At 36.2% G+C, this 13496-nt stretch carries 11 protein-coding genes and 1 pseudogene; 7 read left to right on the top strand and 5 right to left on the bottom strand.

Translation table 11 applies throughout. The features are described from left to right. Window positions 1–168: 168 nt before the first annotated feature. From DCS32_RS11485 to DCS32_RS11465, 5 genes are all read left to right on the top strand, one after another. Complete coding sequence (locus DCS32_RS11485; protein ID WP_204161776.1) at window positions 169–2379, top strand: RelA/SpoT family protein; 2211 nt, start codon at window positions 169–171, stop codon at window positions 2377–2379. Window positions 2380–2408: 29 nt separating this feature from the next. Then, entirely contained in the window at window positions 2409–2864 is a 456-nt protein-coding gene (locus DCS32_RS11480) for a Fur family transcriptional regulator (protein WP_035333992.1), read from the top strand. A gap of 7 nt (window positions 2865–2871) precedes the next feature. Beyond that, entirely contained in the window at window positions 2872–4146 is a 1275-nt protein-coding gene (locus DCS32_RS11475; protein WP_108878386.1) for an adenylosuccinate synthase, read from the top strand. Window positions 4147–4326: 180 nt separating this feature from the next. Beyond that, window positions 4327–6153, top strand: coding sequence for an OstA-like protein (locus DCS32_RS11470; RefSeq protein ID WP_108878385.1), 1827 nt, complete (start codon window positions 4327–4329; stop codon window positions 6151–6153). 210 nt (window positions 6154–6363) lie between these two features. After that, window positions 6364–7056 (top strand): redoxin domain-containing protein, encoded by a 693-nt coding sequence (locus tag DCS32_RS11465; RefSeq protein ID WP_108878384.1) that lies wholly within the window; start codon window positions 6364–6366, stop codon window positions 7054–7056. Between the two features lie 3 nt (window positions 7057–7059). Here DCS32_RS11465 and DCS32_RS11460 read toward each other — a convergent pair whose 3' ends face one another. The 3 genes from DCS32_RS11460 to DCS32_RS11450 all read right to left on the bottom strand — a co-directional run bounded on the left by DCS32_RS11460 (window position 7060) and on the right by DCS32_RS11450 (window position 9181). Continuing rightward, on the bottom strand, window positions 7060–7428 hold the full coding sequence (locus tag DCS32_RS11460; RefSeq protein WP_013749653.1) for a sulfite exporter TauE/SafE family protein: 369 nt from the start codon (window positions 7426–7428) through the stop codon (window positions 7060–7062). Between the two features lie 113 nt (window positions 7429–7541). Continuing rightward, on the bottom strand, window positions 7542–8498 hold the full coding sequence (locus DCS32_RS11455; RefSeq protein ID WP_410492542.1) for a lytic transglycosylase domain-containing protein: 957 nt from the start codon (window positions 8496–8498) through the stop codon (window positions 7542–7544). Window positions 8499–8512: 14 nt separating this feature from the next. Next, window positions 8513–9181 carry an alpha/beta fold hydrolase gene (locus DCS32_RS11450; RefSeq protein WP_108878383.1) on the bottom strand — a complete coding sequence of 223 codons (669 nt, stop codon included), beginning with the start codon at window positions 9179–9181 and terminating at the stop codon, window positions 8513–8515. 201 nt (window positions 9182–9382) lie between these two features. Here DCS32_RS11450 and DCS32_RS11445 point away from each other — a divergent pair, with 201 nt between their 5' ends. Together DCS32_RS11445 and DCS32_RS11440 are read left to right on the top strand one after the other, a co-directional pair. Beyond that, on the top strand, window positions 9383–9682 hold the full coding sequence (locus DCS32_RS11445; protein WP_108878382.1) for an N-acetyltransferase: 300 nt from the start codon (window positions 9383–9385) through the stop codon (window positions 9680–9682). A gap of 102 nt (window positions 9683–9784) precedes the next feature. Then, entirely contained in the window at window positions 9785–10444 is a 660-nt protein-coding gene (locus tag DCS32_RS11440) for an alpha/beta hydrolase (RefSeq protein ID WP_108878381.1), read from the top strand. Between the two features lie 95 nt (window positions 10445–10539). Here the strand turns inward: DCS32_RS11440 and DCS32_RS11435 are convergent, their stop codons facing one another. Beyond that, complete coding sequence (locus tag DCS32_RS11435; RefSeq protein ID WP_108878380.1) at window positions 10540–12564, bottom strand: OmpA family protein; 2025 nt, start codon at window positions 12562–12564, stop codon at window positions 10540–10542. A gap of 109 nt (window positions 12565–12673) precedes the next feature. Next, a pseudogene (locus DCS32_RS11430) lies at window positions 12674–13486 on the bottom strand (type IX secretion system membrane protein PorP/SprF); the annotation flags it as partial. Between the last annotated feature and the right edge of the window lie 10 nt (window positions 13487–13496).

Here is a 13496-nt window from a genome sequence, read left to right as displayed (position 1 = left end):
ATGGGAATAAATAAGTACTGATGGTCGTAATGAGTAGTACGCTTTCGCGAAAGCGTTATTAATAAATGAACCCATATATCTTAAAAAGACATCGTTACATAAATCCTCACAAGATGTCGTTATAATATGTTGTTCATTTATGAGAAAATGGTACATTTAAGAGATCATATGGAATTAACGACAGAATTTATAGAGGCAGAGAATAAGGAGCTGACGAGACAGTATAAAAAACTGTTGCGCATAAGCTATCAAACCTTATCAGAGGATGATAAAAAAATGATTCGTAAAGCATTTGACGTTGCTGTTGATGCTCACAAATCACAACGCCGAAAGTCTGGTGAAGCATACATCTTTCATCCAGTTGCTGTAGCACAAATTGTTGCTAGCGAGATAGGTCTTGATGCTACGTCAATAGCCAGCGCATTATTACATGATGTAGTAGAGGATACTGAGTACACCCTATCTGACCTTGAACAAATGTTTGGCGAGACTGTCGCTCGTATTGTAGATGGACTCACTAAAATATCTAGTTTAAAAAAGGACAGAGATGTCTCTTTACAAGCAGAGAATTTTAGAAAAATGCTACTTACTATTAATGATGACCCTAGAGTTATTATTATTAAAATAGCAGACCGCCTTCACAATATGCAGACCATGGATTCCATGCGTCCAGACAAGCAATCAAAAATTGCAAGTGAGACTCTTTATATATATGCGCCTCTAGCTCATAGAATGGGACTTTACAATATAAAAACAGAGCTTGAAGACTTAAGTTTAAAATATACAGAACCAGAAGTTTATAAAGATCTTTCTGGTAAAATCACAGAGAGCAAAGCTCAACAAGATGATTACATTAAAGAGTTTAAAAAAGTTATAGAAGACTCTCTAGATGAAGAAGGACTCAATTATCAAATCAAAGGACGCCCAAAATCGATATACAGTATAAGGCGTAAGATTCTTGCGCAAGGAGTCACTTTTGAAGAGGTGTATGACAAGTTTGCGATACGTATCATCTATAAGAGTGATAAGGCTAATGAGAAATTCTTAGCCTGGAAGATCTACTCTATAGTTACAGACCACTTTAGACCTAATCCTACTCGCCTTAGAGACTGGATTTCTTCTCCTAAAACCACGGGATATGAGGCACTACATATTACTGTAATGGGACTTAAAGGACGATGGGTAGAAGTACAGATTCGTTCTGAACGAATGAATGAAATAGCAGAGAAAGGATATGCAGCTCACTTTAAGTATAAACAAGGGAACGATGGAGATTCTACACTAGACGACTGGATTAACAAACTGCAGGAAGCACTAGAAAACCCTGATCAAAATGCGGTAGACTTTGTTGAGAACTTTAAACTCAACCTTTACAACAAGGAGATCTTTGTATTTACACCTCAAGGGGAACTCAAATCTCTTCCTAAAGGTGCAACTCCGCTAGATTTTGCCTTTAGTGTACATACAGAAGTAGGATTACATACTCGCGGATCCAGAGTTAATGGAAGACTTGTGCCGCTAAGTCACGAACTTAAAAGTGGCGACCAGGTAGAAATCATCACATCAGAATCTGCGCATCCTACAAATAACTGGCTTGACTATGCTACAACAGCAAGAGCGCGTGCTAAGATAAAATCATCTCTCAAGGACGAAAAGAAAGAACTTGCAGATGATGGTAAGGCTATCTTGAATCGTAAACTTAAATCTCAAAAAATACCTCTTAACGAGAAAACTATAAACGAACTAGTCTCCTATTTCAAGCTAAACACTAGTCTGGATCTGTTTTATCGCATAGGTAACGGAACGATAGATAATAAAATGATTAAAGAGTTTGCTGCACAACGCAGCAACGCTCTAATGTCATTTATTAAAAGTAAAATACGCAAGCCTAATAGTCCGCCAGATGTTCATAAAGATGAAATCACTAACAATTATGACTCATTAGTTTTTGGTCCAGAAGATCAAAAACTCGATTACTCATTTGCAAAATGTTGTAGCCCTATACCTGGTGATCCAGTTTTTGGGTTTACCACTATAAATGATGGCATAAAGGTGCATAAAAACAATTGCCCTAATGCAATCTCCATGAGGAGCAACTATGCCTATAGAATCATTAAGGCAAAGTGGGTAGACTCATCAGACACTGGTTATCAAACAGACATCATACTTACAGGTATTGATAATTTGGGACTTGTAAATACTGTAACCGCAGAGATTTCAAAGCACCAGCACGTAGAAATAAAGGGTATTAATTTCACTACTCAAGGAGGTGTCTTTAAAGGAAAAATAACGGTACTAGTGAGAAACAATGAATTGTTGAAAACCTTGATAGAAAATCTTAAAAAAATAGACGGTATCGACCAAGTGACTCGAGTATAAATCCGTAAATTCGTCCTTTACTAAAAACGATGCCACTAAAAGCTACTATTAATAAGGATCAAGACGTTGTAAAAGGCGTTTTTACAGCCTATCTAGAAGAAAAAGGTCACCGCAAAACACCTGAACGTTTTGCCATCTTGCAAGAGATATACAGCAATGAAGAGCACTTTGATATCGAGACGCTCTACATTAGTATGAAAAACAAGAACTATAGGGTGAGCCGTGCGACATTATACAACACCATAGAACTCTTACTAGAATGTGGCCTTGTACGCAAACATCAGTTTGGCAATAATCAAGCTCAGTATGAAAAGTCATACTTTGATAAACAACATGATCACGTTATACTTACAGATACAGGAGAAGTAATAGAATTTTGCGATCCTCGTATACAGTCTATAAAGAAAACCATAGAAGAGGTTTTTGATATTACAATAGACAAGCATTCACTCTATTTTTACGGAAAGAAAAACACGACTAATTAACATAACAATGGCTGTAGACTTACTACTGGGCCTCCAATGGGGCGACGAAGGAAAAGGAAAAATTGTAGACGTTCTTACGAAAGACTACGATATTATTGCACGTTTTCAAGGAGGACCTAATGCAGGTCACACTCTTGAATTTGACGGTATAAAGCACGTATTACATACGATTCCTTCTGGAATTTTTCATGACAATGCTATGAATGTCATAGGTAATGGCGTTGTGATAGATCCTGTGATTTTTAAGAAAGAACTTCAAAATCTTGATAAGTTTGAAGGACTAGATTATAAAGCAAAAATGGTGATCTCTCGTAAAGCACACCTTATACTTCCCACACACCGCTTACTAGATGCAGCTTCTGAAGCTTCAAAAGGAAAAGCAAAGATAGGTTCTACTCTTAAGGGAATAGGTCCTACTTATATGGATAAAACTGGCCGTAACGGTATACGAGTAGGAGATCTAGAACTTGCAGACTGGAAAGAGCGTTATGCTACATTGAGAGATAAGCATATCTCAATGATTGATTTTTATGATGCAAAAATTGACTACGATCTAGACGAACTAGAAACAGAATTCTTTGCGGCAATAAAAACACTTAAGACACTTAAGTTTATAGATTCAGAAGAGTATTTATACCAAGCACAAAAATCTGGTAAGTCTATACTTGCAGAGGGTGCTCAAGGGTCACTACTTGATATTGACTTTGGTACTTATCCTTATGTGACTTCTTCAAATACCACAGCAGCAGGAGCTTGTACAGGTCTTGGTGTTGCTCCTAATCAAATAGGCGAAGTATTTGGAATCTTCAAAGCATACACAACTCGTGTAGGTTCTGGACCATTCCCTACAGAGCTTTTTGACGAAGATGGTGAGACTATGGGACGCGTAGGTAATGAATTTGGCGCTACTACTGGCCGTGCACGTCGTTGTGGATGGTTAGATCTTGTAGCTCTTAAATATGCCGTTCGTGTAAACGGAGTTACTCAACTTATGATGATGAAGGGTGATGTACTTTCTGGTTTTAAAACGCTGAAAGTATGTACTGCATATAAATATAAAGGGGAGACTATCGAGCACCTTCCTTATAATATTGAGCCAGAAAACGTTGAAGTAGTATATAAAGAGATGTCTGGATGGGCAGAAGATCTAACAGGTATGACTACTGCAGATCAACTTCCTAAAGCTCTTAATGATTACATAGATTATCTTGAAAAAGAACTTGAAACTCCTATTAAGATTGTATCTGTAGGACCAGATCGTACACAAACGATACTTAGATAAGCGTATTCAAATTTAAATTATAAGAAAGCCTTCAGATATCAATCTGGAGGCTTTTTATATACACTTATTTTAAGCAAACGGCGTTAAAAGAATACCTCAACGTAGAGACAAGGCAGTATCAACTGCTTTTTGATAAACTGTTATCGATTTCGGGAGGCAATTTGATTATTTTTGACACTGATGAAAAATTACTTTTACATTTTACTTACTGGATTGTTTTTATGTTCTGCTTTCGCGAAAGCGCAACAAAATCAACCTAAAGAAATCCTCATAGAATCTGACATTGAACGCATCAATGAAGAAGAATTTCCTGGTGCAATTATTTTTCAGAAATCCAACAAGCAAGTATACATACAACACGAAGGCGCCGAAATGTGGTGCGATCTTGCGTTCTATTACAAAGATGAGAACTTTGTAAAAGCATACAGAAACGTACGCTTAAAGCAAGGTGACTCTATATCGATGCGTGGTAGATATATAGAATATAATGGTGATACTAAGTTTGCTTATGCCGCAGGTGATGTCTTCTTAAAAAAAGATACTACTACAGTGACTACAGACACCATGTACTTTAACCGCATAAGCCAGCAAGCATATTATCGCACGGGAGGAGTTGTCACTTCACCCAATAGCAAAATTACTAGTCGCGTAGGGCGCTACTATATCGAGCAGGATAAAATTTCTTTCATTAATGATGTTGTAGTTACAAATACAGAGTATGTAATTAATAGTGAGCAACTAGATTTTTACAGCGTCCCAGAACATGCTTACTTATATGGACCTACTACAATCACGAGCTCGACATCTAAGGTATACTGTGAGCGGGGGTTTTATGACACCGCAAATGACTATGGTTATTTTGTAAAAAACTCGAGAATAGATTACGACAATAGGCAGGTATATGGAGATAGCCTCTATTTTGACCGTACTAGAAATTTTGCAAGTGCCACTAACAACATCAAAGTTCTTGACACCTTAAATAGAAGTCTTGTAAAAGGACATTATGCAGAGGTGTACAGAGCAAAGGATTCCGTTTTAATCACACAACGAGCCGTTGCTATCACAGTAGAAGACAATGACTCTGTTTATGTGCATGGAGATAGACTCCTACTTACAGGAAAGCCAGAGAACCGAATTATCCGAGCTTTTAAGAATGTAAAACTTTATAAGAGTAACATGAGTGGCAAGAGCGACTCTCTGCATAGCAACCAGCGCACAGGACTCACCCAGATGATAGGAAAGCCTATACTATGGAGTGAGAAGAGCCAAATCACTGGAGATAGCATTCATCTTCTCAATAATCTAGAAACAGAAAAAATCGACTCGCTTAAGGTTTTTGATAATGCGTTTATCGCTCAGAAAGACACAATCTCTGGATTTAATCAAGTCAAAGGACAAAAACTGTATGGCTTTTTTGATAATGAGAATCAACTCAAGCAAGTAGACATTATAAACAACGCAGAAACCATAATGTATATGCGTGAAGAAAACGGTGATCTTACCGGTATAGATAGAGGAACCTCTGCTCGTATAGAAATTACATTTTTTGAAAATACGATAGACGAGATTAATAAACTTAAAAGTCCTGGAGGAACCATTTTTCCTGAGTCACAATTTAAGAATGAACCACAAACCTTTGAAGGATTTAACTGGAGAGGTGATGAAGAGCTACTAAGTAAGGAGGATATTTTTAAAGGAGAAGCTCCTTTTGTACTTACTAAAATTCAAGGTATCCCTCTTCCTGAAATAGATGAAGGTTTCTTTTCAACTAGTGATGACTCTACAATTATACCTCTATCTACGAGCTCAGACATTAAAGAAGGTACTCTAGAAAATAGAGAAGAAAATAAGCCAAAATACGGCCAAGAAAATCTAGATGAAAAGAGTAAAATTCAAAAAGACGCACTAATTGAGCGCAATCAAAATACGTCTACAAATCGGGCGCAGAGTCCAACTCTGAAAAACACACCAAGATTATTAAAACCCGTTAAAAAAGACGGTAATTAATACGTACTATTTGAAGTAAAACTTCACGAAGGAAAATCAAATAGAATATGATATTCTTACAAAAAGAGCTAAATATCAGGTTTTTATACACTCAAAAAAACCAATATAGTACAGAATATTGCGTTTTAACCCAATTTATAAGTCAGTTAGCGAAAAAATTTTTATACGCCTTTTTACCCTCCTATCTTTATAGTCCCAAATCATTAGACTATGAGAAAATTTTTACTTTTACTCGTATTTACTGCATTAACTAACCTAACAGCACAGAACTCTCAGATGTTCTTTTCTGAGGCACTAGATGCTCACCTTCCTTCATATTTATTACAAGCAGAAGAAGCTATTAGGAATCTTGAACAAGATAAAGTCAAAGAGCTTTTTGATGATCTTGTAGAGGATAAACTTGTGGGATCCTTAATGAATAACTTTAAGGTTAAAACTACTTCAAAGAAAAGTAAAGCTTTAGCAGATTATAACAAACCTGTAATGCTACTCACCTACTCTAGCTGGAGAATAAGCAGCAAAGGAGAACAAGCAGCTCTTAACGAGCTGGCAAATCAATATGGTGATGATGTAGCGATTGTACTCCTATTTTGGGGAGATGTTAAGCAAGTAAAAAAATTAAGTAAAGACTACAATCGTAATATAGACATACTTTATGTTGATGATTCTGAGAATAATTACTCTTTGGTTATCAAGAACCTTAAGCATTCTTTAGGGCTTCCTCTTGCTTATACCATTACTTCTGATAAGGAAATTATAGATATTAAAAGACGTCTATCTAACAAGCTGTCTCAAGATGAGGCATTATCTACTGCAAATAATTTTGAACTATATAAAGGGATGCTCACAGAGTTACTGTACAACCAGCAACTACTAAGTGATGACCCTATAGTTATCAATTAGTAGTTATTTACCCCACAGCATTTTTATAGAAAGAACGAGAAGTACCGCTCCAAAGATTCTTTTAAGCGTTTTTTGATCAAGATTTACAGCTAGTTTAGATCCTAGAAACCCGCCTACCACAAAAAACACAGCGATAACCGCAGCATATTTCCAGTTTACATAGCCTTCGTTATAGTAATTATAAGCAGCAAGAAATGTTACCGGAACTGCAAGTACAGCAAGACTCGTGCCTTGAGCTTCATGCTGATTAAAGTGCAGTAACATAATCATAAGAGGAATCATAATAACACCTCCACCTACTCCCATAATACCACTCAAGACTCCGGCAATAAGACCTATGGCTATAAGCGCTATAATAACTGATGCATTCATTACATTAAATTTTGATTCAATAAAAATACCATATTAGCGAGTCTTATAAATAAAAATAGGCATCTCATTTTACAAAATGAGATGCCTATCAAATAAATAACTAGCTATCTATATTATCTACCTAGCGTATAAGTACCCTTTTCTGGTATCTCTATATAATATTTCTTTCCTGAACTATTATTAAGTTTAGTCTCACGCAACCAAGGGTTGTGAAGTTTAAGAAGCTTATAATTAATATCAAAACGCTCTGCAAATTTTACAAAATCTGTCACTGCTGTATCTACTTCTACCTTATATGTAGGTACCTCTGCATATAAATCCTCTGCTCTAAAGTTGAAACCATACTTCTTTGGATTGCTTAAAATCTCCTTAAGAGCAATAATTCTAAATACGTAACGACCCGTTTCTTCTCCTAAAAGCAAATCATAATAGTCTTGTACATTTTGCTCTTTAAAACGACGAGAAACACCATAATTACCAGCATTATAAGCTGCTGCAGCAGCCGTCCAGCTACCAAATTTCTCCTTAGACTGCTTTAAATATTTACAAGCAGCACGTGTAGACTTCTCCACATGATATCTCTCGTCTACGTTATCATTTACCTCTAGACCGTATTCTCTTCCAGTTTCTTTTAGAATTTGCCAGAAACCAGTGGCTCTAGCAGGAGAAACTGCTTGTGTTAGTCCGCTTTCAATTACTGCTAGATATTTAAGATCATCTGGCACACCTTCTTCTGCTAGAATCTTTTCTATCGTTGGAAAATACTTATTTGCTCTTTTAAAAATGAGCAGCGCGTTAGACTGCCAGTAAGTATTAACCAAAAGCTCACGATCCATACGTTCTCTAATGTCAGGATTTTCTACAGGAACTGCCTCTCCTGCAAAGTTCAATCCGTCTGGCATTGGGATCGCATATACGTTATAGTCATTAAGCAACTTTTTTGATGCCATTTTTTCATTCTGCACCTCACCTTTTTCTTCTACTACTTCTTCTTGTGGTGCCTGCGCAGAATTTATAACTAGGCCTGCAATAGCTACTACTGCGATACCTGCAACAACTTTCTTTATCATTATCATCATCTTTTCTATTTTAAATCAATGTAATCATTTTCAATTAGTTCGATTAAGTTTTTATTAAACCATTTTGCTCGAGTTATCACCATAATGTGAGTTCCTCCTTCAATATTTATACAGTTATTTATATATTTCAACGGGAAGACCTTATCTGCACTTCCGTGTATGTGAATAATTCCTGTCGGGGCGGTTTCTTGGTCCCAACAGACCATCTCTTTTACGGCCCAACTCAAGTATCTTCTATCATTCATAGATAAATACTTTTTATATAGCGCCACTCTATTTTTTATGGTCTCGCCAAAGGCATATTTTGCTAGTGTATCTATATCTTCCACTAATCTCGTAGGCAGCAAGTTGTACAATTTTAGCTTTCGCGAAAGCTTCATTCTACGTGGCAACTCATGCTTAGTCTTAACACTACTCACAATGACAAGCTTTGCCACCTCAATATGCTTTGCCATTTCTTGTACGAGTATCCCGCCAAAACTAACGCCTAGCAATACAATATTGTCATGATTAATATGAGTGGTCATTCTCAAAGCATAGTCTTGTAGCGACTCATTTACCTCTGGAATGAACCATTCTAGTAGATGAATTTGATAAGAATCCTCTGGTAACTTTATATTCTCAAAAATAGAAGGATTGGCCGCCATACCAGGCATTAAATACACGTGCGTCATCTAACTTATAAGTAAGGGTTTAACATAAGTGAAGCGCTCTATTTCGGGAATTTTTTATACATTTGCAAGACTTTCTCAAAAAGAAATCATTAAGATTTAATTATCTTATTATTTCTTGCCTCTTAGGGGTCAAAATTAAGGAGAGATTTCTAATAACCCCGTTAATAATTTTACAAATACTTTAAATATTTTTCAAAATTTATGGAAGCGACGACAGCAGTTGAATTGACAGATAATGAGTTCCAAAGACAGTTTGAAGCAACATTTGCAGGCAAAATGGCAAAAATTGAATACTCGTTACAAGAGCGTAAAATCTTCCTGACAAAAATCTTCATGCCAGAAGGCACAGAAGAGCACATGAATGAATTTATTATAGCAGTATTTAATGAAGTTGCAGAGAGAGAAATAAACCTCGTTCCTACGAGTCCTGAAATTGCAAAATTCATGCGTTCTAACAGACGTAAATACAAAAAATTACTACCTGTAGGAATTAACATATAGGTAGTAGTATTCTTTTTTAAAAACCACTCCTTGAGTGGTTTTTTTTATGCAATATTGTGAGATCACCTTAAAACATTTATCCTATAAAATTGAACACTTTTTATGACAGAAAAAAATATCCCCTACGCACATACTAATACGTACTCCACCCTTAACGAGCTAACAGAAAAAACTAAGAATGTTTGGTTTGTTTTTCACGGCATGGGTTACCTCTCAAGGTATTTTATCAATTACTTCAAGGAGCTTCCTCCAGAAGAAAATTACATCATAGCCCCACAAGCACCTAGTAAATATTATCAAGATAAACGCTTTAAATATGTAGGCGCTAGCTGGCTTACTAAGGAAAATACAGAAACAGATAAGAACAATGTTTTTAACTACCTTGATGAAGTATGGAGTGCAGAACTAGCATCTATAGATAAAAGTGCCGTAAACGTGATCTTGATGGGGTATTCTCAAGGAGTATCCATAGTCACCAGATGGATTGCTTCTAGAAAAATAGATTGCTCTTATCTTTTGCTACATTCTGGTGCCATACCAGCCGAGTTAAATCCGACGGATTTTGAGCATCTTTCCACCGCTACTCCTGTTATTTATCTTTATGGAGATAAGGATGAGTATGTTACAGAAGCTCGTGTCACAGAACAACAACTTAAGGGTTCTGCTCTTTTTGGAAATCGCCTTGAAGTCGTTGTCTTTTCTGGTATTCATGAGGTCCACACATCATTCTTCCCAAAGATATTAACTGCTCTGGATGAGTAAATTAATGGTGTAGGTTACGCTTTCGCGAAAGCGTAAAATAAAAAAAAATCGGCAACTCATTGAATTGCCGATTTTGTTAATTTACGAAATGCTTATTAATAGCCAGTGATTTCAAATTCACTACGCCTGTTAAGCTGATGATCATCTTCTGTACATTTACCTACAGGACAGTTAATCACAGGCTGTGTATCGCCATATCCTTGATATTGTATTCTTGAAGCATCGATTCCTTTACTAACTAGATAGTCAAAGGTGCTTTTTGCTCTTTTTTCTGATAGCGGCATATTGTAAGCTGCTGGACCACGACTATCTGTGTGAGAGCTAATTTTTATTTTAATGCGCTTGTATTTGGTAAGCTTAGCAGCCAGTCTATCAAGTACAACTCGTGAATCTTCACGTACCACATATAAATCAAAATCAAAATAAATAGGAGCTACATCCATATATAGCTTACCCTCTTTCTCCACAACCTGTGGTGCATTCACATCTGTAAGCAACTCAAAACGACTTGGATCTTTCTCTTTAAGCTCTTTAGAAAGATTTTTCTCTTTCATAAGAGCAAGCTCACTATCTGTAAATATTCTCTTTACTTTGATTACATAAGGTGCCGTCTGTAAGCCTCTTATTTGAATATCCATACGTCCTTCTTCATGATTATCTCCAGAAGCTATAAACGTATAATCATCTACAGTAAGTGGCACTTGGAAAGGTGCAGCATCCTCCTTACGGTCTGCATAAACTTCTTTACCTTGATATCCTAGGATCTGTATTGCTGCATCTGAGATAAGCTCATCAGTATCTGCGTCACGTACCTCAAACTGAGTTTTAAACTCGCGAGTTATGATTTCTCCAGTTTGTACAAAACTATAGATATCATCATCAGTTCCGTTACGATTAGTGGCATACAATCCGTTATTATCAGAATAGTAGCTTAAACTAAAATCGTCGTATCTAGAATTTATAGGTGCTCCTAAGTTAATAGGCTCTGTAAATCCTTTTACGGTAAGTGGTGCTACAAAAATATCAAGCAAACCTAAACCCAAACGTCCATCTGTAGCAAAATATAAATCTCCTGTGTTTGAAACAAATGGAAATTGCTCTCTATGAATAGTATTGATAGTAGGCCCTAAATTTACTGGTGTACTATACGTACCGTCTAGCTGTACGGTTACATAGTAGATATCAAAACCACCAAGGCCTCCTTCCATATCTGAGGCAAAGTACAAGCGCTTTCCATCTCTAGTAAGTGTAGGATGCATGTAAGAGTAATTTTCATTTACAAATGACAGACGCTCTGCTTCTCTCCATATTCCATCTATGCGAACACTTTTATAAAGATGAACTCTATTAGTCCCTTCCTCATCAAAAATCTTCCCACTATCTCCGTTTTCATAAGCACTACGAGATAGGTACATCTCATCTCCAGCTGTATTAAAACATAGATTACCATCATGCAACGGCGAGTTTACTCCTTGCTCAAGTCTAACCGCTTCACCAGCGAGTTCATTCTTATCATTCACTCTTACTCCATAAATGTCTAAAAATGGTCTTTGTGTTGTCTTAAATCGCTTTGCAAATAAGGTTCTAAGCACATCGTCATTTAATCTATCTGATGTAAAGAAAACACTATCTCCTACTCTTACAGGTCCAAAATCATCTGCTTCTGAGCTTATATTACTTTTGGTAGCATCAAATTTTGGGTTTCTCTTTCTTAATTCCTTTATAAGATCAAGAGCCGCTACTTTATCAAAGTCTTCACCTCTATTTTTATAATAAAGATCAAGGTAATCTACCACCTTATCTGAACTCACGGTAGCATTAAGAACATGAAACATTTTAAAGTTAAACTCATTATCATACGTTCTATCCGCATCATTAAATCGCTGTGCCACTAGTTGATTAAGGTATATAGATGCATTTCTATAATCTTGATCTAGGTAGTAAGCGTCAATAACCTTTCCTAGTATTTCTTTAGAGTTATTTTTTCTTAAAGCTACTTCATAATACTTTGCGGCACCAGCGTAGTCTCCTTTATTAAAAAAACGATCTCCCTTTTGTACTTGTCCAAATGCACTTGCACTTACACAAAGTATAATAAGTAATGTGTATATATTTTTCATCTTAGTAAAATCTTGGTGAGATGTAACGTTTTTGTAAGCCTAGCAAATCAAATGTGTACAATAGAACTACCTCGTGACTTCCATTATTAAAGCGATTAAGATCGCTCACATTAAAGTCATAACTGTATCCTATTTTTAAATCATTTGTAATATTAAATCCTGCTAGTGCTGCGATAGCATCTTGATGTCTGTATGAAACCCCGAGTTCAAATTTCTCGTCGTACAGGGCGTTTAATGAAAGGTCATAGGTTAATGGTGCTCCGCTTATCCATTTTGCAACAGCAGAAGGTTTTATTTTAAGCACATCACTCACATCATACACGTAACCAGCCATTAAATATGCAGTAGGATCTTTCTTATATAGAATTGAGGAATCACCATTGCCAAAATTATTTTCAATTTTGTACGGTATCACGCTTGGCGAACTTAACCCAATGTAGTAATTATCTTTAAAAAGAAAAGCTCCTACACCAACATCTAGTGAGGTAGTTTCCCCATTTTGAAAAGCTAAATCTCCTCCTACATTTTGATCTGTAAAATCAAGACTCTGATTATCTACGCCTAACTTTAATCCAAAAGATAGGTTTGTATTTTCTGCTACATTAATTCTGTAAGCAAAATTTACATTAAAATTATTTGTAGTGAGTACGTCTCCTATTTGATCATTTACATAGTTTACGCCTATTTCTATTCGCTCGTTAAGAGGAATATTTGCAAAAACATTTGCAGTTTTTGGCGCACCATCTAGACCTACCCATTGAGAGCGGTACAAACTACCTACTCTTATAAGTCCTGGTTCATTAATCATATAGGCTGGATTTACCACACCTTGATTGTACATGTACTGCGTGTACTGTGGTTCTTGTTGAGCAAACGTAGATAAACTACAAAATGCCGCTAGTATGAATATTTTAAATTTCATCTTGAGGTTG

The sequence above is a fragment of the Dokdonia sp. Dokd-P16 genome (genome assembly GCF_003095655.1).
In the GTDB taxonomy this organism is placed as follows: Bacteria; Bacteroidota; Bacteroidia; order Flavobacteriales; family Flavobacteriaceae; genus Dokdonia.
Note: the sequence above shows the minus strand (reverse complement) of the source record. Positions and strands in the feature narration are given on the sequence as shown.

Bases quoted from the DNA above. Each gene is read 5' to 3' on its own strand.
- DCS32_RS11470 (WP_108878385.1), top strand. From the start codon at position 4,327: ATGAAAAATTACTTTTACATTTTACTTACTGGATTGTTTTTATGTTCT.
- DCS32_RS11465 (WP_108878384.1), top strand. From the start codon at position 6,364: ATGAGAAAATTTTTACTTTTACTCGTATTTACTGCATTAACTAACCTA.
- DCS32_RS11475 (WP_108878386.1), top strand. From the start codon at position 2,872: ATGGCTGTAGACTTACTACTGGGCCTCCAATGGGGCGACGAAGGAAAA.
- DCS32_RS11455 (WP_410492542.1), bottom strand. From the start codon at position 8,498: ATGATAAAGAAAGTTGTTGCAGGTATCGCAGTAGTAGCTATTGCAGGC.
- DCS32_RS11445 (WP_108878382.1), top strand. From the start codon at position 9,383: ATGGAAGCGACGACAGCAGTTGAATTGACAGATAATGAGTTCCAAAGA.
- DCS32_RS11450 (WP_108878383.1), bottom strand. From the start codon at position 9,181: ATGACGCACGTGTATTTAATGCCTGGTATGGCGGCCAATCCTTCTATT.
- DCS32_RS11440 (WP_108878381.1), top strand. From the start codon at position 9,785: ATGACAGAAAAAAATATCCCCTACGCACATACTAATACGTACTCCACC.
- DCS32_RS11435 (WP_108878380.1), bottom strand. From the start codon at position 12,564: ATGAAAAATATATACACATTACTTATTATACTTTGTGTAAGTGCAAGT.
- DCS32_RS11480 (WP_035333992.1), top strand. From the start codon at position 2,409: ATGCCACTAAAAGCTACTATTAATAAGGATCAAGACGTTGTAAAAGGC.
- DCS32_RS11460 (WP_013749653.1), bottom strand. From the start codon at position 7,428: ATGAATGCATCAGTTATTATAGCGCTTATAGCCATAGGTCTTATTGCC.
- DCS32_RS11485 (WP_204161776.1), top strand. From the start codon at position 169: ATGGAATTAACGACAGAATTTATAGAGGCAGAGAATAAGGAGCTGACG.